We start from the raw sequence: 18876 nt of genomic DNA, 5'->3' as shown, positions 1-18876 counted from the left end.
TAATGCCGGAAACAGTCGTCGCGCCAATCGTGGAGGCGATGCGGCTCGGCCCGGATTCATGCCCGGGGATTTTCGGCGTACGCGCGAATTGGCGCAAGCGCTCGTCATTCGTTCGAGTATGGTGCCGCACGATCCGGTCATCGAATTGAACCATCCGGCGAAGGCGGCCGATTATGGTTTGGTTTGCGCCGGCGCGCGGATACGGGCGCGGCGCGGTTCTCGTCATTCGCGATCGCCGCGGGCGGGGCGCGATCGGCGACCGGCCGAGCGGCGCGCCGGCGGACGCGCGCAAGCAACCGTCTCGCAGGCGGGCGCGGCGCCTTGACGGAAGCGCCGCCGCTGCAGAATATTCGGGGCAGGTCGCAACGACGGCACGCGATGCGTTCGATCCGTTCCAGCAGACCGATATCGACGAGCGGCGCCAGGCCGCCCAACCCGCCAGCGCGTTCGCCCTTCGCCCGGAACCGGACGGGCGCCGCGCCGGCGCAACCCACGGATTCGCGCAACCATGGCCTCGACCCGGAATCGCATGCGGCGCCACCTGAAGATCCTGTCGGGCCTGATCCTGCTCTGCGTGCTGCTCGCTTTCGCGGGCGCGACTGCGTATCTGCGCGCGAGTCTTGCGCAACTCGACGGTGACGTCCGCGCGCCGCTGCTCGGCGCGCCGATGACGGCCGAGCGCGACGCGTTCGGCGTGCCGACGATTTCCGCGCGGGAGCGCGTCGACGCCGCGTACGGGATCGGCTATCTGCATGCGCAGGACCGCTTCTTCCAGATGGACATGCTGCGCCGAAGCGGCGCGGGCGAGCTGTCCGAGCTGTTCGGGCCGATCGCGCTCGACGTCGATCGCGACCATCGCCTGTTCCGGTTCCGCGCGCTCGCCGCAGCAGTTGTCGCGCACTTGCCGGCTGACGACTTGCGCGTGCTCGAGCGCTACACGCAAGGCGTGAACGACGGCCTCGCCGCGTTGCGCGCACGCCCGTTCGAATACGCGCTGCTGCGCATGCAGCCGCAGCGGTGGCGGCCCGAGGATTCGCTGCTCGTGATCTGGGCGATGTACTTCGATCTGCAAGGCCGGCTCGCGTCGCGCGAGTTCGCGCGGCACTGGCTGCGAGCGCACTCGACGCCCGAGCAGCTCGCGTTTGTGCTGCCGACGTCGAGCCGCTTCGATGCGCCGCTCGACGCGCCGGGCGTCGCCGCGCCGATCGCGCGGGTGAGCGCGGCCGCGCCGGCATGGCTGCGCGAAGCGAAGCCCGCGGCGACGATCAACAGCGTGTCGCTCGACGAGCAGTCGTCGGTCGGCAGCAACAACTGGGTGCTCGCGGGCAGCCGCAGCGTGGGCGGCGCCGCGATCGTCGGCGACGACATGCATCTGTCGCTCGGCCTGCCGAACATCTGGTATCGCGCGGCGTTCAGGTTCGCGGGCGGCGCGGGGCCGGCCGCGCGGGTCGTCGGCGTGACGCTGCCCGGGCTGCCCGCCGTCGTGGTCGGCAGCAACGGGCGCATCGCGTGGGGCTTCACGAACGGCTACGCGGATTGCCTCGATCTGCTGCCGCTCGAGCGCGACGTGCGCGACCCTGATCGCTTCAAGCTCGGCGGCGCGTGGCAGACGGCGCGCGCGCGCGTCGAGACGATACGCGTGCGCGGCGCCGCGCCCGTCGAGCTGACCGTGCTCGAGACGACGGCCGGCCCCGTGCGCGAAATCGGCGGCGAGTTCTACGCGGCGCACTGGATCGCGCAGGCGAGCGGCGCGGCCAACCTCGAATTCATGAAGATGATCGATGCGGCCGGCATCGAGGACGCGATCAGGGTCGCGAACGCGGCGGGCCTTCCCGCGCAGAACATCGTGATCGGCGACAGCTCGGGGCGCATCGGCTGGACGATCGCGGGCGCGCTGCCCGATCGCCGGGGGCGGCCTGACGACGGTGGCGACGACGCCTCGACCTGGCAGGCGGCGCTGCCGTCCGACGCGTATCCGCGCATCGTCGATCCCGCGGGCGGCCAGCTCTGGACGGCGAACAACCGGCAGCTCGCGAGCGACGCGTACCGGCTGATCGGCGACGGCGGCGCGGATCTCGGCGCGCGCGCGAGCCAGTTGCGCGACGGCCTGACGGCGCTCGGGCGCACCGACGAGCGATCCGCATACCGGCTCGATCTCGACGATCGCGCGCGCTTCATGTCGCTCTGGCGCGACCGGGCGCTGCGCGTGCTCGACGAAGCGGCGCTCGCCGGCCATCCCGAGCGCGCGGAGTTCCGGCGCCTGCTCGCGAGCGGCTGGACGGGGCGCGCGAGCGCCGACTCGGTCGGATACACGCTCGCGCGCGGCTATCTGTACCGGCTCTACGACGTGCTCTTCGGCGGACTCGACGCGCGCCTGAAGCAGCAACAGCGCGACGCCGACTACGCGCTGGCGAATCCGCGCTGGCCGGTCGTGATCGCGCGGCTGCTCGACGAGCAGCCGCCCGCGTGGCTGCCCGCCGACACGGCGAGCTGGCGCGACGTGCAACTGATGGCGATCGATCGGACGATTGCCGCGCTGACCTCGAAGGGCGCGCCGCTCGCCGAAGCCACCTGGGGCGAGCGCAACACGCTGCGGATCGCGCATCCGTTCGCGCGCAGCGTGCCGCTCGCGGGGCGCTGGCTGTCCGCACCCGCCGATCAGGTGCCGGGCGATGCGAACATGCCGCGCGTCGCCGCGCCGAAGTTCGGGCAATCGGAGCGGATCGTCGTTTCGCCGGGGCACGAGGAGCACGGGCTCTTCAACATGCCGGGCGGGCAGAGCGGGCATCCGCTCAGTCCGTTTTTCCTCGCGGGACACGAGGCATGGGTGAAGGGCGAGCCGATGCCGTTCCTGCCGGGGCCGACCGAGCACACGCTGCGGTTCGCGCCATAGTTCGGCGCACGAACGATCGGCGTCGGCGCATCAGCGCATCGGTTCACGGCGGCCGTCGATCCGGCCGCGTGCGGGCGGCGCGCCGGATCGCGCGACCCGCAGGACTATTCGGCGAAAGCGAATAGTCGCGAAGCGGCTTGAACCGGCGCCGTCGCGTGCTCTATTCTGTCCTGTTGGCGATTCGAAGGGGGACAGCATGGACCGCATTCAGGCAATGGAAGTTTTCACCCGCGTGGTCGATGCGAACAGCTTCACGCGGGCCGCGGAGACGCTCGGGATGCCGCGCGCGTCGGTGACGACGATCATCCAGAATCTCGAGGCGCTGCTCGGCGTGCGCCTGATGCATCGGACGACGCGCCGGCTGTCGCTGACGCCGGAAGGCGCCGCGTACTACGAGCACTGCATCAAGATCATCACCGAGATCGCGGAAACCGATGCGAGCTTTCAGATCGGCAACCGCAAGCCGAGCGGCGCGCTGCGCGTGCATATGCCGAGCTCGCTCGGGCGGCGGCTCGTGATTCCCGCGCTGCCGATCTTCCGTCAGCGCTACCCGGACATCGTGCTCGATCTCGGGCTGTCCGATCGCCCGGTGGACCCGGTCGAAGAGGGGATCGACTGCATGATCCGCGTCGGGCCGCTCGAGGATTCGTCGATGGTCGCGCGGCGGATCGGGATGCTCAAGCGCGTCACGTGCGCGTCGCCCGATTACCTGAAACGCTTCGGCGAGCCCACGCAAATCGAGGAGCTGGCCGCGCACCACGCGGTGAACTTCCGCGCGAGCCACGGTTCGCGGCCGGTGCCGTGGGTGTTCGTGATCGACGGCAAGCCGGTCGAGGTCAGGTTGAACGGCGCCGTGACCGTCAACGATTCGGATGCCTACGTGACCTGCGGCGTCGAAGGCTTCGGCATGATCCAGCCGACGCTGTTCATGGTGCTGCCGCACCTGCTCGACGGATCGCTGCGGGAGGTGCTGCCGGGCTTCAATCCGAAGCCGAAGCCGATTTCGATCGTCTATCCGAACAATCGGCATCTGTCCGCGAAGGTGCGCGTATTCGCCGACTGGATCGCCGAGCTGTTCGAATCGACGCCCGCGCTCGAAGGCGGCGAGGATTGGCGCGGCGGCGTCGCGGCGCGGGAAGCGCAGGGGAGGCGCGGGCAGGTGGCGGCGTAGCGTTCGCGATGCGCGCGTCGGCGCGCGCCGAAGGTGCATCGAAGGTGCGCCTAACGCGTGCGGAACGCGCGCCGGCCCGACGAGCGCCGCTCCATGCCTGCCTGCGCGCGCCGCGCCGCGAATCAGTTGCGCAGCCGGCGGACGATGCGGCTGAGCGCGTCCAGATGAACCGGCTTCGGGACGAACTCGTCGAAGATCGCCCGATCGCCCTTGAGCAACGCGGATTCGTACGCGCTCACGCCGAGTATCGACGTCTTCTTTTGCGTGCCGGCCGACGTCGCCCAGCGGATCTGCTCGGCCACTTCGAAGCCGCTCAGATCGGGCAGCTCCAGATCGAGCACGACGATGTCGTGCTGGCGCTCGCCGAAGCATCGCAGCCCTTCCTTGCCCGTGCCGCGCAAATCGACCTGAATGCCGAGGGCCGTCAGCATCGCGCCGAGCGTTTCGCGCGCGTTCTCGTTGTCGTCGACGACGAGCGCATGCAGGCCGCGATGCGGCGTCTGCAATGACGGTTGCGCCGCGTCGCCGGACACATCGGCGCTGCCGGGCAGCTCGACGGGCAGCGTGACGACGAATTCGCTTCCTTCGCCGACGACGCTTCGGACGTCTACATGTCCGTGCAGCGCGACGACGAGCTCCCGCACGACCGCGAGCCCCATGCCGATGCCGTCGACATGGCGGACGCCGGGGGCGTTCACGCGAAAGAACGGCTCGAAGATCTTCTGCAGCATGTTCTTCGCAATGCCGACGCCGGTATCGCGCACGGCGATTCTCATCGCGCGCTTCGCGGCGGTGCCCGTCAGATTCGCCGAAATCGAAATCATCCCGCTGTTCGTGTATTTGATCGCGTTTTCGATCAGGTTCGATACGATCTGCTGGATCAGCTTGCGATCCGATTTGACGACGAGATCGGGCGGCTCGACGCGCAGCGCCGCCGTCAGGTGCTTGTCGCGGGCCCTGGCGCGCAGCGGATCGAGGACCTCGGTCAACAGCGGCGCGACCTGGACGGTCTCCGCTTGAACGGATCGATTCGTGGACCGAAGCTTGATGTAGTCGGTGAGCTCCTTCACCTGCGCTTCGAGCGACGCGGCCGAGTTCTGCAAGCGCTTGATCGTCTTCGTGTTGGCTTCGGACTGCGGGCGCGCGAGCAGAACCTCGATCGATCCGCAGATCGCCTGCAACGGCGTGCGCAATTCGTGGCTGACCATGCCGAGGAACGCGTTCTTCGCGGCGATCATCTCGAATGCGCGGTCGGACGCCTGACGTTGCGCGTCGAGCGCCGCCTGTTGCCGTTCGAGCAGGCTGCCGCGCGTGCGTATCGTGTAGAAGAGGAGCAGGAACAGCGCGCCGAGGATGACGCCGAGCACGCCGCCCAGCATGACGATCGCGCGCCGCTTCTCCTTGAGCTGATGGAACGTGAAGTCGCGCTGCTCCATTTCGATCGAGCGAAAGTAATTCGCGAGCGCGTTCACCTTCGGCCAATGTCCGGCAAGATCGCGCAGGACGCGTTTCGCATCGTCCGGGCGGTCGCGCAGCGCGGGAACGTCGCGACGCAGGCTCGTCATGAAGCGGGCCAGCTCGTCGATGTCGTCGCGAGCCTTGGGGATGCTCAGCCAGTAGGCGGACACCTCGGACGGCCGCTGGAGGAAGCCGAACGACGCTTCGAGGCTGTCGAGCTGGAGCAGCACGCCGTCGAAGTCGCGATCCTGACGGGCCGCGTAGAGAATCAGTTGCCGATCGAACCGGCTGAACGAGTTTCGATATTGCGCAGCAGTCCAGAACACACCTTCGCGCGGGCCTTCCAGAATGCCTTCCTTGACCGACGTGCCGAGCAGGTCGTACAGCAGGAACGCCCACGCGGCGAAGCCCAGAATCCACAAGGTCCCCAGCGCGACGATGATTTTTTCATTTCGCCATCGAACCTTGCTCATTTCACGGTGAGCCCGATGATCTGCCATGCAAACTTCGCTTCGCTGATCGGCGTCTTCAGCTCGTCGGGGAACCGGTCGCGCGGATACATGATCCACAGCGGCCCATAGCTGTTGTTGTCGAGCACCTTGCCGTTCATCTTTCGCGCGAGAATGACGCCGTATTTGTCGGCATCGGAAATCGGGATCGTGAACGTGTATTCGTCGATGCAGTGGAATTCGATTTGCGTGCCGGTCGCGCCGACGGTCTTGAGGATGTCGGTGAGGCGCGGGCCGGTGAACGTGGCGCTCGGCGTCCAGCTCGTGGACGTGGTGATCGAATGCTGCGGCAGGGCCATCAGATCCGCTTCGGAAAAGACGTACGCGTGCCGGCCCGATTGATTGGCATGCCTGATGTTTCCGTCGACCGTGAACTTGAAGGGGGCGGCGTAAGACGAGATCGCGACGCCCAGCAGCAGCGTCAGCGCGAAGCTCTTCATCCATTCGATCGACATTCGCATCGCTTCATCCTCTCAAAGTGGTGGTTCAGCTTGCATGCGCGTTGGGCGGGTACGCGATCTTCAGCGCGCGCGCCACTTCGGCGAACAAGATCGGCAGCCTGATCGGCTTTTCTTCGCAGCGGGCGTTGAAGCTCGATACGACTTCCGCGATTTCGTCCTCGCTTGCCTCGCCGGTCGAGATTTTTCCGGTCAGCAGGAAGATCGGCGCGTCCGCGTTTTCGCTCGTGCGGATGCGGCGCACGAGGCCGGCGGCGGTTTCCGCGCCGAGCATCCAGTCGAGAATGTATCCGTCGAAATCCTCGACTTCCAGCGCGTCGCGAAAGGACGCGCTGTCGTGATATGCGATCGCGGCGACGCCCTTCTCCGCGAAGTACTCGCAGATCGTTTCGGCGACGTCGGGCGAATCGTCGACGACCGCGACCCGCACTTCGTACGCGCTGCTCTCGCTCGATCGAAGCTCGACGACGTCGACGGGATAAGCGCGGCCTTCCGGCGCGTGCTTATTTTCATAGACGACCCAGCTGTCCTGCCATTGGAGCGCGACGAAATCCGAATCGGGCTGGTTGCTGGCCTTCGTCGAAATCGCCGCGCGGCACCGGAAGCGCCGCGTCTCGATGACGAGCGTCGCATCGTGCATCTCGACCGCCGGGCTCGACTGGGCGCCTTTGTCGTCGAGCAGGATCGCGGGCGGCACGCCGAAGTACGAAGCGATGTCCTGAAGCTGCGACAGATTCCATGGAATCTGCCCTTTCATCTTGCGCGTGACGACGGAAAAACTCAGGCCGAGGATATTGGCGATCGTCGTGTTGTGGCTGCGCGGCGCAATGCCCGTCCGGGTGAGGAGATCTCGGACTTTGATCGCGGTGATCAAGTCGGCGTTGGCTGGGTCCGGTTGGGTCATCTTGATGCGCTCCTCGCTGAATTTTTGGGTGGAAGAATAACAAACGTGACGCAATATGCAATCTTCTTCCGCCTGAATTGCCTTGACATGCCAATTTTCTGCATTATTATGACGTTTCGCGTCACCCTTGTTTGTTGCGTCACATTGGGTGACGGACGATGCATGGCGATGCAGGCCTTCGATGCGAGAGAAAAACGAGTGCGTCGGGCCGAAAGATTCGACATAGGGAACCTGAGAGAGTCCTTGAGCGGTGGCGTCCGATGGCGGCGGTGTCGTACCGCTGCGTCGGGCGTGTGGCGTGGTGTGGATTCAAGCGATTTCGATTTGCAGTCCAAATAAAAACTCGAGGTCACACCCAATGCACTGCCGTTTGTCCGCATCGTCGCTGCTGGCCGCGTGTGCGCAGAATTCGTCCGCGAGCGACGCGGTGCGGATATGCGACGACCACGGCTGTTCCGAACGGCCGAAAAATCAGGTTTCCTACGAGTTGGAGAGCGACGTCGTGGATCAGGAAGACTCGCGGATCGCGGCATTGAAGGGGCGCGCGAAGACGCAGCCGAAGGTGGCTTGCGCCCCGGGCCTGCGATGCTTCCGCGGTGACGGCGTGCGGCAGGGCAGCTATCAGGCGCTCATGTGGACGGGCAATGCGGCGTAGCGCGGCAATCTGCGAGCGCAGAAAGCGTTCGGCGTGTTCTATCTGTTCGGTCCCGAGGGGGCGGCCGGATTCGCGCGAGGCGGACAAATGGCTGCGCGATTGCCGCGGGTCGTGACGACAAGGAATCGGAGAAGCTGCTCGAGCAGGTGCGGGGCGGCGAAGCAGGTGGACGGGGACGACTTCAAATGGCGCACGCGATGGCGTGACGTCTATTAGGACTACCGGTATTCGGGCTACCCGTACTTGGGCGTCTGGCGTCAGTCGGACGGGTGCGGGTATTGACCGGGTATCGGCCGAAACGGGGCGATCGCAGGAGACCAACTCATCGCACGTCTTGCCGGGGGCTTCGCGGCGTTTGCACGAGTGCGTGAGCCGAAAACAGAGACCAACGATATCGATAAGCACGTGAAGATCATCCTCTCCAACCTGCTCGTTTTGAAGGCGGCGGGCTTGACGGCGCACGCCTCGCGGCGTGCGGCGTGCGGCGGCATCGTGACGCCCGGCGGCCAGAATGCGGGCGCGACGGGCGCGGCGTGCGGCGCGGTGAACGCAAGCGCCGATTCGATGCTGCAGCATTGCAGCGTGCCGCCCGGCACGATCGCGGTCGACGACGGCCGCAATGCGGAATGGTGGGGGGCGAGGGGAGCTCGAGGGCGACCCATTCAGGCGCGATGCTCGCCGGCTTCGGCGGAAACGTCGGCGGCGGGTCGAGCGGTTTTTCGACGTCGCCGGAAGGCAAGGCGACCGCGGTCGCGTTCGTCGGCGCATGGAACGAACTCGTCGTCGCGGTGCGCAATTACAAGGCGCAGGACGTGAAGGGCGGTTTCGGGCGCGGCGGCCAGTTGCAGGTCAACTGACTAGCTGACGAACCGACGAGCGAGATGGACGCGCCGCCGATGCGCTCGCTTGTGGGCGACGGCGGTCGGCGGCGCGGGGTCTTTCGTCTTCGATGGAGAGAAGCGGCGGCAGGTTGCCGCATCGCCTGCGGTGATTCGCGGGCGGGGTCGAAGGCGAGGGAAGGGCCGGCATCGCAGGCCGAGGTTCGGTTCGGGGGCCGGATTTCGGTTTGGCGGGGTTCCGGGTTCGTGACGAACGCGGGCTGCCGCCTGTTTCGGGCGACTCGAAAGCTGCAGCATACGCAGCCGGGCGCTTCGATCGATGCCGGCGATGTGGTGGCGACTTGCGCGCGGGAGCGCTGCGCCAAGTGGCTGGCTGAGTAGTAAAGAGAAAGCCCCCGGCGATCGGCTGATCGCCGGGGGCTTTGAGTTTTCCGGAGAGTCGGGAACTAGAATTCTGGGCCCGGAGATGACGCCGCGCTCAGCGCGGCCCGGTTGGCGTGCACGGCGGCCCGAGCGGCGTGCCGTACAACGGATGATCGCTCATCAGGTCGAGTTTCTCGATCGCCCAGCCCGAAGGTTGACGTCGGAACGTCAGGTAATAGCGGCCTGTCGCGAGCAGCTCGACGCGTCCTTCGGACAGCGTTGCGTCGCGCGTCTGCATCCAGTTGACGGCGGCTTCCGCGCGGTCGCCGGCGATGTCGATGAGCGGCGTCACGAGATTGTGCCGCGCGGTCGCGGTCGGTCGGCTCGTCGCGTTGCCGAACAGCACTTGCGCAAATCGCGTGAGCTGCGCCTGGCCGCGGACGAAACAGCCGGGGCCGTCGTCGGCGGGCTTGCCCGCGTTCCATACATGCTGCGTCCACACGCCGTCGGGCGTGAACATGCGGGTGAACCGGTCCACCCGGCTTTGCGTCGATTCGCCGACGGTGTCGGCGTCGAGCGTCGCAACGTACTGCGCAATGAGGTACTGGATCTCGATCGCGTCGGCCGCTTTCGCCGGCGTCGTTCTCTGGTTGTTGGAGGTCTGGGCGAGGCTGGCGCAGGACAACGCGGCGAACGTGAGCGTGCCGATCAGCCGGCCGGCGCGAAGCGGGATTCGATTCACGATGACGTACCTGTTCTAATGATGACGCGGTAAACGGAAGAAACGGGCGAACTTCGGCGGGTGTTGCGCGGTACGCGCCGACGCGGGCCGGCCGAGCGTCGGCGACAAAAGAGGGCGTTCGCGGGCCGCGAGAGCGCGGGCGGCGCGGTAGACCTTCTGCATGACGAAGGAATGTCGCGCCCGGCCGTTCATCGGTTGCCGAGCCGGAGCAACAGCGCAAGGCTGCCGACGAGCACGCCCACCGTGCAGATGCCGGGCCAGCCGGCGTGGTTCAACGCGACGTTGCCCGCCTCCGCACCCGCGGCGACGCCGAACATTGCGCCCGTGATCAGGATGCCGTTCAGGCGGCTGCGTGCGGCGGGGTCGATCGTGTTGACGATCGTCTGGTGCGAGACGAGCGCGGCCATCACGCCGAGGTCGAATAGCACGGCGCCGATCGCGAGCGCGATCATCGAGCCCGAGAAAATCCACATGCCGACGAACGAGCTGATGACGAGCAGGCAGCCGAGCCGAATCGCATGGATCGGGCCCGCGCGGTCGGCGAATCGTCCGAAGAGCGGCGCGGCGAGCGCGCCAGCCGCCCCCGCGACGCCGTACGCGCCCGCGACGCCCGAGCCCTGGTGAAATGGCGGTGCGGCGAGGACGAGCGCGAGCGTCGACCAGAACGCACCGAGCGACATCGCGAGCAGGCCCTGCGTGTAGACGGCGCGCCGCAACGCCGCATGCCGGCGCCATAGCTCGAAGAGGCTCGCCATCAGCTTCCCGTAGCGGCCGGCGACGCTCACGCGCAGCGGCGGCAGGAAGCGCCACACCGCGAGCACGATCAGGCCTTCGAGCACCGCCGCGACCGCGTAGATCGCCCGCCAGCCGAGCTGCTGCGCGACGAACCCGCCGAGCGTGCGCGACAGTAGCACGCCCGTCAGGAGTCCTGTCGTCACCGTGCCGACCATGCGGCCGCGATGCGCCTCCGGTGCGAGCTGCGCCGCGACCGGGATGAAATCTTGTCCGACGCTGCTGAACAGGCCGATCGCGGCGCTCGTCGCGAGAAGCGTCGCGTAGTTCGGCGACAGCACCGTGGCGGCGAGCGACACGATCAGCAGCAGCCCCTTGGTCATGATCAGCGAGCGGCGGTTCAGCATGTCGCCAAGCGGCGCGAGCAGCAGGATGCCGAGTGCGTAGCCGATTTGCGTGAGCGTCGGCGCCCAGCCGATCAGTCGCGAAGGGACGTCGAATTCACGTTGGACGAGGCTCAGGATCGGCTGAATGTAGTAGACGTTCGCGACGCCGATTCCGGTCCCGACCGCCAGCAGCAGGACGAGACGTCGAGACAGGGTCTCCTGACCCATGGGCAACGCGGCAGGTGTCGTCAAGATGCGCTCCTTGCTTCCCAGGTTGAACGGGCAACGCCCTCGGACGGGCAGTGCGCAAGTCTCGCGCGAGGGGCGTGCGTGCGCGAACTCACATCAAGTCGAGCCGCCGAATGCCGATGCGGCCGCTTGCGCCGATTAGGTCGCCAAATATGATCTCATGCAAATAAATCTTATGCGATATTTTTTGTGTTGTCTCACGTGGTGGCAACCAAATAATTCAATAAAGAGGACCGACTCCAATTCGAGTTTCTGGCCGATTTGGCATCCAAATTCGGCGATTTTGGTCGAAATTCGCTATATCGACTGGAAATTTTGTTGTTGTTGCGAATTGAACATATGCGATCTAATATTGCGCTGCATCTCGTCGAAATCGAAACAACCTACGAAGTCGTTTCCTCGTTAAAGCGGCATTTTGGGAGTGCCTGCGGATGCATATTCCACCCCGTTTTTCCTATCGCCGCCCAGTCGAGCTCGATCGCGACGCAACGGCGCGCGTTCCGGTCGTGATCGTCGGCGCGGGGCTGATCGGCCTCGCGCTCGCTTGCGATCTTGCTCAACGAGGCGTGGCGAGCGTCGTGCTGGAAGCGCGTGACGCGCCGATCGACGGTTCGCGCGCGATCGTTTTCGCCCAGCGCAGCCTCGAGATCCTCGCGCGAATGCAACTCGGCCCGCAGTTGCTCGAGAGGGGCGTGAACTGGAAGGTCGGCCGGCTGTACCACCGGGCTCGGGAGGTGTTCAGCTTCGATTTCCAGCCGGAGCCGGGCTTCGCGTGGCCCGCGTTCATCAACGTCCAGCAGTCGTATATCGAGGAATGGCTCGCGCAAGCCTGCGCGCAGAGCGGTCTCGTCGAGCTGCGCGCGCTTCATCGCGTCACCGACGTGGAGAGCCGCGCCGACGGTGCGACGGTCGCGATCGAGACGCCCGACGGCGAGTACCGCGTCGATTGCGACTGGTTGATCGCGTGCGACGGTGCGCGCTCGACGGTGCGAAAGGTGCTGGACCTGCCGTTCGTCGGCGAGATGTTCCCGGACCGATTTCTGATCGTCGACGTCGAGATGCACGATGCAGAGCTCCGCGCCGAGCGGCGCTTCTGGTTCGACCCGCCGTTTCATCCGAACCGATCCGTACTCCTGCACAAGCAGCCTGACAACTTGTGGCGCGTCGATTTTCAGCTGGGCGTCGACGCCGACCCGGCGCTCGAGCGGCAGCCCGAGCGGGTCGAGCGGCGGCTGCGCGCGATGTTCGGCCAGCGCGCGGCATTCAGGATCGATTGGGTGAGCGTCTACACGTTCCGTTGCCGGCGTTTGGAGCGTTTCGTCCAGTCGCGCGTCGTGTTCGCCGGTGACAGCGCGCACGAGGTCAGTCCGTTCGGCGGACGCGGCGGCAATGGGGGATTGCAGGATGTCGACAATCTCGGATGGCGGCTCGCGGCGATCGTGCGTCACGGCGCATCTCCTTCGCTGATCGATTCGTACAACGAAGAGCGGGTGTTCGCCGCCGACGAGAACATACTCAACTCCACCCGCAGCGCGCGCTTCATCTCGCCGGAGAGCCCGGCCGTCGATACGCTGCGGCGCGCGGCGCTCGCGCTCGCACGCACGACGACGTTCGGACGTGCGCTCGTCAACTCCGGCCGTCTGTCGCGGCCGTCGGTGCTGACGGACATCGGGCAGTTCGCCGGCGCGTCGGCGCTGCCCGGCGTGCTGAAACCCGGTTCGCCCGCAATCGACGCGCCCGTCAAGCGCGCAGGTGAGCCGGACTGGCTGCTCGCGCACCTGGGCGGTGCCGGTTACACGCTGCTCGTCTACGGCGAGCCCGACGACGCGGCGCTCGATGCGCTCGGCGCGGCGCCGAGCGCGCATCCGCTCGACGTCGTCGTGGTGTCGCCCGTACGTCACGCACACGAGCCGTCGGGCCGCATCGTCCTGTGGGATCACGAAGGCTTCGTCGCGCTCCGCTACGGGCTCGCATGCGGCAACGTGCTGTTGTTGCGCCCGGATCAGCACGTGCTCGGCTCGTTCGCGCGAGTCGATTCGCCCGAGCTACGCGCCGCGCTGCAACGGACGGTCGGCGTATCGGTTCCGATTTCGTCAGAGGAGGCGTAAACATGGGCGCAACCGCAACCGAAAACCTGGCCGGGCACCTGACGGGCGTCCGCGTGCCGGAACTTGCCGATCCGGACGCCCGTTTTTCAATGCTGGCCGATGCGTGCCGCGATCTCGACGACGCGCAAGGGCATCTGTTTCATGCGCAACTCGTTCTCGTGCTGATGCATCACATCGCAGACCCCGAGGTGTTGCGCGAGGCGATCGAGATCGCGCGCGCGGGCCTCGACTGATCCGTCGCAACGAGGGCCGCCGGTCCGCCGCGCGCGCCCCCGCTATTGCGGCGATCCACCGCAACGCGGCCGCCGCACCGCTTCAACCACTTCAATGTGGGTATTCCGTGTACGAGGGCACGAAACCATGTTAAAGACTCCTGAATATCGAAGCGATTCCCTATACCGACAAGGCTTCGAAGATCCTCCCGGGCGCATCTTCGTGAGCGGCCAGCAGACGCTCGTGCGCCTGCTGTTCGCGCAGGCGGCGGCCGATCGCGCGATGGGCCTGAATACCGCGGGTTTCGTGAGCGGCTATCGAGGCTCGCCGCTCGGCGGCGTCGATCATGAGCTTTGGCGCGCGCGCGAGCGTCTCGAGCAGGCGCACATTCGCTTCCAGCCGGCGATCAACGAGGATCTGGCCGCGACGGCGCTGATCGGCACGCAACGGGTCGAATCCGACGCGACGAGACGCTACGACGGCGTATTCGGGATGTGGTACGGCAAGGGGCCCGGCGTCGATCGATCGGGCGACGCGCTCAAGCACGGCAACGCGTACGGCTCGTCACCGCACGGCGGTGTGCTCGTCGTGACGGGCGACGATCACGGATGCGTGTCGTCGTCGATGTCGCATCAATCGGACCGCACGCTGATCGCGTGGGGCATGCCGGTGATTCATCCGTCCGGGCTGGCCGATTACGAGCGCTGCGGGCTTTGGGGCTGGGCGTTGTCGCGCGCGTCGGGGCTGTGGGTCGGCTTCAAGGCGATCACCGAGACTGTCGAGGCGTCGGCTTCGGTGCCGACGTTCGAGCCGCCGCGCTTCACGATGCCGACCGTCGACTCCGGCCCGGACGGCTTGCATTGGCGCTGGCCCGATTTGCCCGGCATGCAGATCGAGCGACGTCATCCGTACAAGCTAAAGGCCGCGCGCGCGTTCATGCGCGCCAATCCGCTCGACGAAGCGGTGACGACGCCCGCGCGGCCGGCGCTCGTGATCGCGGCGGTCGGCAAGGCGTATCGAGACGTGTGCGAGGTGCTGCGGCAGGGCGGCGTGACGCTCGACCGGCTCGAGCGCGCGGGCGTCGCACTCCTGAAGATCAACGTCGTGTATCCGCTGTCGCCGCTGCTGGAGACGTGGGCGCAGCGAGCGGGCAAGGTTCTCGTCATCGAGGAGAAGCAGCCGGTCGTCGAGGAGCAGCTCAAGAACAGCCTTTACAACGCGCGGCACGATCGGCGCGCGACGATCGTCGGCAAGACCGACGAAAAAGGCGCGCCGATCGTGTCGGAACTCGAGGAACTGCGGCCCTCGCGCATTGCGTCGCTGCTGGAGCGGCAGTTGAAAGCGTTCGACGTCGCGCTGCACGTTCCGGCCAATTGGCGCGAGACGCCCGCGGCGCGTCCGGCCGACTGGCTCAGACGCACACCCTATCTCTGCTCGGGCTGCCCGCACAACACGTCGACGCGAATACCGGAGGGCAGCGAGGCGCGGCTCGGCATCGGCTGCCACGCGATGGCGGCGCGGATGCCCGAGCGCGCGACCACGGGCAGCGTGCAGATGGGGGGCGAAGGCGTCGACTGGCTCGGTCAGGCGCCGTTCGTCGAGACGCCGCACATTTTCCAGAACATCGGCGACGGCACGTTCTTTCACTCGGGCTTTCTCGCGATCCGCCAGGCGATCGCGGCGGGCGCGACGCTCACTTACAAGCTCCTCTACAACGACGCGGTCGCGATGACGGGCGGGCAGCCCGTCGATGGCCAGCTGACCGTGCGCAAGGCCGCCGAGCTCGTGCTGAGCGAGGGCGCGCGGCGCGTCGTCGTGCTCGCCGACGATCCCGCGCGCTATCGTGCGAGCGGCAGCTTGCCGAACGGCGTCGAGCTGCATCATCGCGACGAGCTCGACGACGTGCAGCGGCAATTGCGCGAGACGCGCGGCGTGAGCGTGTTGATCTTCGATCAGGTATGCGCGACCGAGGCGCGGCGCAGACGCAAGCGCGAGCCGGCGCCCGACGTGCAGACTCGCGTCTTCATCAACGAGGCGGTGTGCGAAGGCTGCGGCGATTGCCAGGTGAAATCAAACTGCCTGTCGGTCGTGCCGGTCGACACGCCGTTCGGCCCGAAACGAAAAATCGATGCGCACGCGTGCAATACCGATCTGTCGTGCATAAAAGGCTTCTGTCCGAGCTTCGTGACGGTCACGGGCAAGCCGCGCGGACGGCGGCGCGAGAAGGCGGACCACGCGGACGTGATCGCGCGCGCGGAGGCGCTCGCCGCGCCGGTGTCGCGTGCGCTCGACGATCCGTACGAAGTCATGCTGGTCGGCGTCGGCGGAACGGGCGTCGTGACCGTCGCGGGCGCGATCGGGCTCGCCGCGCATCTGGACCGGCGCGCGGTCAGCGTGCTCGATTTCACGGGCTTCGCGCAGAAGGGCGGCGCGGTGTTGAGCCACATCCGGATCGCGCGCGAGGCGGAGGTGCTGCATCAGTACCGAATCGACCGCGGCGGCGTAGATGCGCTCATCGCCGCCGACCTGCTCGTCGCATCCGAAGACGATGCGCTCGCATCGCTCGCGCGCGACAAGACGGTCGTCATCGCCAGCACCGCGCAGACGCAGACGGGCGCGATGCTGCGCGACGTCGACGCGCGCATCGAGTCGGACGCCATCCGGAAGCTGATCGAAACGATCGTCGGCGCTCAGCGTTACGACGCGATCGACGCGAAGGCGCTCGCCGCGGAGCTGCTCGACCCGATGCAGGCGAACATGCTGTTGTTCGGCTATGCGTGGCAGCGGGGCGCGGTGCCGGTGTCGCTCGCGTCGCTGCGGCAGGCATTGAATCTGCAGGGCGGCGCGACCGCGAAGTATCTCGCGTTTTCGTGGGGGCGGCTGTGGGCGGCCGCCCCCGCGTTTGTCGCCTCCCATCTCGGCGCGGCGGGCGCGGCGCAAGCGGGAGCGTGGCGTCCGGTCGACTTCGTCCGCCGCAAGAAGGAATCCGTCGACGAATTGATCGAATCTCGCGCGGCGTTGCTGGCGCAATATGAGAACGCGAGCTATGCGGCGCGCTACCGTCGAATGGCCGAGCGCGTGCGCGCGGCGGCATCGCCGCTCGGTGACGATTCGTTGGCCGAAGCGGTCGCACGCACGCTGTTCAAGCTGATGGCGTACAAGGACGAGTACGAGGTTGCGCGCCTGCATACGTCGAAGGCGTTTCTTGATGAGCTGCGCGAGCAGTTCGAAGGCCCGGCGAAGCTGACGTTCCATCTCGCGCCGCCGACGCTCGACGCGCTTTCGAAGCCAGGCGAGCAGCCGCCGCGCAAGCGCGCGTTCTCGGGCTGGATCGTTCCGGTATTCCGGGTGCTGGCGGCGAGCCGCGCGTTGCGGCACACGCCGTTCGATCCGTTCGGATGGACGACGGAGCGCCGCGACGAGCGACGACTCGTCCGCGAATACGAGCAGACGCTCGAGCGTCTGTTGCTCAAGCTGGAGCGCGACACGCTGGCGGAGATCGTCGCCTGGGCGAAGGCGCCGGACGCAATTCGCGGCTACGGGCACGTGAAGGCGCGCGCGGTCGAGAAGGTGCGCGAGCGGCAGGCGCGGCTAGTCGAGCGAATCCTTACCGGCCGCGCGGAGGCGGCGGTGCCCGTCGCCGTTCCCGCGCTCGACGAACGCGGCGCGGAAACGGTCGAGTAGGCGCGAGAAAAAGAGAAAAGGCGAGAGCCGATGCGCGGGCCGAACGGCCCCGCGCATCGGCTCTCGTGTCGTTCAGGGCGGCGCGCATCCGCTCCGATCGCGGAGCGGATGTTCTTACGCGGGTGCGTGCAGCAGCTCCGCGAGCCGCGCGTATTTCGGATTCCGATCGGATCGATCGACGATCCAGTCGACGATGGCGAGGCGGTTCGCGCTCACGTGCGCAAGGCCCGAGTATGCGACGCACTTGCCGAACTTCGCGACCAATTCGTCGAGCTTCATCGGATTCTTCGGATTGCCTTTCGCATATGACACTTCACCCGAGAGGACAGCGCCGTTGACGCGCTGAATCGCGATCTTGATCTTGCCGTGCGTGCCGAGCGCGGCGCATTCGCAATCGGGGGCGGCGGCCGGATGGATCTTCCGGCTTACGGCGATCACGTCGGGCCGGCGAATCGCTTCTTCGGTGAAATCGCCGATGAAGAGATCGCCCGTCGCGAGCACCGTCGCGACGTTGTACGCGATGCTGAAGCGCGCCTCGACGACGCTCGTCGGCGCCTGCTTGCGCTCGACGGGCGCGCTGACGAGGTCATGGATCTGCCGGTTGGTCCGGATGTCGACGCGCTCGATCTGCGACGCGCTCAGGCGCTCCCCCTTCGTCAGCTCGAGCGTGAGTGCGGCCGCGGATGTGTTCGGGCGGCAGGTCGGAAACGGTTTGAACGCGATGCCGTCGACGTTGGCGAAGGTCTTGCCGAGATCGGCGTCGATCGTCTCGATCGCGGAACCCGGCTCGAACGCCGAGTAGTAGCCCCAGCGGCCCGTGAGAAAATCGCGCGCGCCCGTGAAGCCGTGTGACGCGAGTACGACCGCGCGAACCGCGTTCGCGGCGACGAGCCCTTGCTGATAGAACACCGTCGGCGCGCCGTCGATCATGCATTGCGTTTCGCCGAGCGCGGACGTATAGGCGATGCCCATCGCATGGCGCAGCGTGTCGCCCTTGAGCCCGTACAGCATGCCGGCCGCGGCCGTCGCGGCGATCACCTTGCATAGGTCGTAGCGTCCGCTTTCGAGCAGCGTCTCGCGGCGCGCGCGCGACAACCGGATCGACAGGTCGAGCCCGGCGATGTATGCGGTGAGAAACGACTGGTGGTCGATTTCGTCGCCGCGCAGATCGGCGATGGCCAGTAGCGGCGGCAGGATCGCGACGCTCGGGTGTGTGCCGAGCGGATCGGCGACGTCGTCGAAATCGAGCGCGCGCGCCGACGCGCCGTTCAGCAGCGCGGCGGCGGGTGCGGGCAGGCGGCTCGCGCGGCCGAGCACGCGCGCTTCGGGCAGCCCGCCCCAGTGCTCGACGATGCCGGCGAGCAGCGCGACCTCGGCGTCGCGCGAGCCGGCGATCGACACGCCGAGAATGTCGATCAGCGAGTGTTTCGCAATCTCGATCGCGGCGGGATCGACGGTCGAATAGGTGAGGGCGTCGCAGTACTCGGTGATGTGGGATTCGAGGCTCACGGC

At 67.0% G+C, this 18876-nt stretch carries 12 protein-coding genes and 2 pseudogenes; 8 read left to right on the top strand and 6 right to left on the bottom strand.

Going from position 1 to position 18876, the window contains the following annotated elements; translation table 11 throughout:
* Window positions 1-173: 173 nt before the first annotated feature.
* From WS91_RS36620 to WS91_RS01460, 3 genes are all read left to right on the top strand, one after another.
* Window positions 174-545, top strand: coding sequence for a hypothetical protein (locus WS91_RS36620; RefSeq protein ID WP_059669613.1), 372 nt, complete (start codon window positions 174-176; stop codon window positions 543-545).
* On the top strand, window positions 509-2893 hold the full coding sequence (locus WS91_RS01465; RefSeq protein WP_059669612.1) for a penicillin acylase family protein: 2385 nt from the start codon (window positions 509-511) through the stop codon (window positions 2891-2893). Before WS91_RS36620 ends, WS91_RS01465 begins: the two co-directional genes overlap by 37 nt.
* A gap of 196 nt (window positions 2894-3089) precedes the next feature.
* Window positions 3090-4064, top strand: a complete 975-nt coding sequence (locus tag WS91_RS01460) for a LysR family transcriptional regulator (RefSeq protein ID WP_059575228.1) — start codon at window positions 3090-3092, stop codon at window positions 4062-4064.
* Between the two features lie 122 nt (window positions 4065-4186).
* Here WS91_RS01460 and atsR read toward each other — a convergent pair whose 3' ends face one another.
* The 3 genes from atsR to WS91_RS01445 are packed head-to-tail and all read right to left on the bottom strand — an operon-like array spanning window position 4187 to window position 7393.
* Window positions 4187-5995 (bottom strand): hybrid sensor histidine kinase/response regulator AtsR, encoded by a 1809-nt coding sequence (gene atsR / locus WS91_RS01455; RefSeq protein WP_059669611.1) that lies wholly within the window; start codon window positions 5993-5995, stop codon window positions 4187-4189.
* The gene (locus tag WS91_RS01450) at window positions 5992-6492 is read right to left on the bottom strand and encodes a molybdopterin-dependent oxidoreductase (protein ID WP_038748886.1); all 501 of its coding nucleotides are present in this window, start codon (window positions 6490-6492) and stop codon (window positions 5992-5994) included. The genes atsR and WS91_RS01450 overlap by 4 nt, the downstream gene beginning before the upstream one ends.
* Before the next feature lie 25 nt (window positions 6493-6517).
* Window positions 6518-7393 (bottom strand): helix-turn-helix domain-containing protein, encoded by an 876-nt coding sequence (locus WS91_RS01445; RefSeq protein WP_038748888.1) that lies wholly within the window; start codon window positions 7391-7393, stop codon window positions 6518-6520.
* Window positions 7394-7751: 358 nt separating this feature from the next.
* Between WS91_RS01445 and WS91_RS37105 the strand changes: the two are divergent.
* Both WS91_RS37105 and WS91_RS37850 read left to right on the top strand, forming a co-directional pair.
* Window positions 7752-8330 (top strand): annotated as a pseudogene (locus WS91_RS37105) (sel1 repeat family protein).
* A 132-nt stretch (window positions 8331-8462) separates the two neighbouring features.
* Window positions 8463-8905 (top strand): annotated as a pseudogene (locus tag WS91_RS37850) (hypothetical protein).
* A 460-nt stretch (window positions 8906-9365) separates the two neighbouring features.
* Here WS91_RS37850 and WS91_RS01430 read toward each other — a convergent pair.
* Window positions 9366-9992 (bottom strand): nuclear transport factor 2 family protein, encoded by a 627-nt coding sequence (locus WS91_RS01430; protein ID WP_038748891.1) that lies wholly within the window; start codon window positions 9990-9992, stop codon window positions 9366-9368.
* Window positions 9993-10180: 188 nt separating this feature from the next.
* Window positions 10181-11362, bottom strand: a complete 1182-nt coding sequence (locus tag WS91_RS01425; protein WP_231751958.1) for an MFS transporter — start codon at window positions 11360-11362, stop codon at window positions 10181-10183.
* 428 nt (window positions 11363-11790) lie between these two features.
* Between WS91_RS01425 and WS91_RS01420 the strand changes: the two genes are divergently transcribed.
* The 3 genes from WS91_RS01420 (at window position 11791) to WS91_RS01410 (ending at window position 17364) form a co-directional block, all read left to right on the top strand.
* Entirely contained in the window at window positions 11791-13467 is a 1677-nt protein-coding gene (locus WS91_RS01420; RefSeq protein WP_082758058.1) for an FAD-dependent monooxygenase, read from the top strand.
* Between the two features lie 2 nt (window positions 13468-13469).
* The gene (locus WS91_RS01415) at window positions 13470-13700 is read left to right on the top strand and encodes a DUF2783 domain-containing protein (protein ID WP_052145100.1); all 231 of its coding nucleotides are present in this window, start codon (window positions 13470-13472) and stop codon (window positions 13698-13700) included.
* Between the two features lie 127 nt (window positions 13701-13827).
* Entirely contained in the window at window positions 13828-17364 is a 3537-nt protein-coding gene (locus WS91_RS01410; RefSeq protein WP_059669609.1) for an indolepyruvate ferredoxin oxidoreductase family protein, read from the top strand.
* A 114-nt stretch (window positions 17365-17478) separates the two neighbouring features.
* On the opposite strand, the gene WS91_RS01405 is transcribed toward WS91_RS01410, so the two are convergent.
* Window positions 17479-18873 (bottom strand): MmgE/PrpD family protein, encoded by a 1395-nt coding sequence (locus WS91_RS01405; protein ID WP_038748902.1) that lies wholly within the window; start codon window positions 18871-18873, stop codon window positions 17479-17481.
* Between the last annotated feature and the right edge of the window lie 3 nt (window positions 18874-18876).

It is taken from the genome of Burkholderia sp. MSMB1498 (assembly GCF_001526245.1).
Classification (GTDB): domain Bacteria; phylum Pseudomonadota; class Gammaproteobacteria; order Burkholderiales; family Burkholderiaceae; genus Burkholderia; species Burkholderia savannae.
This window is presented reverse-complemented; position numbering and strand designations above follow the sequence as displayed.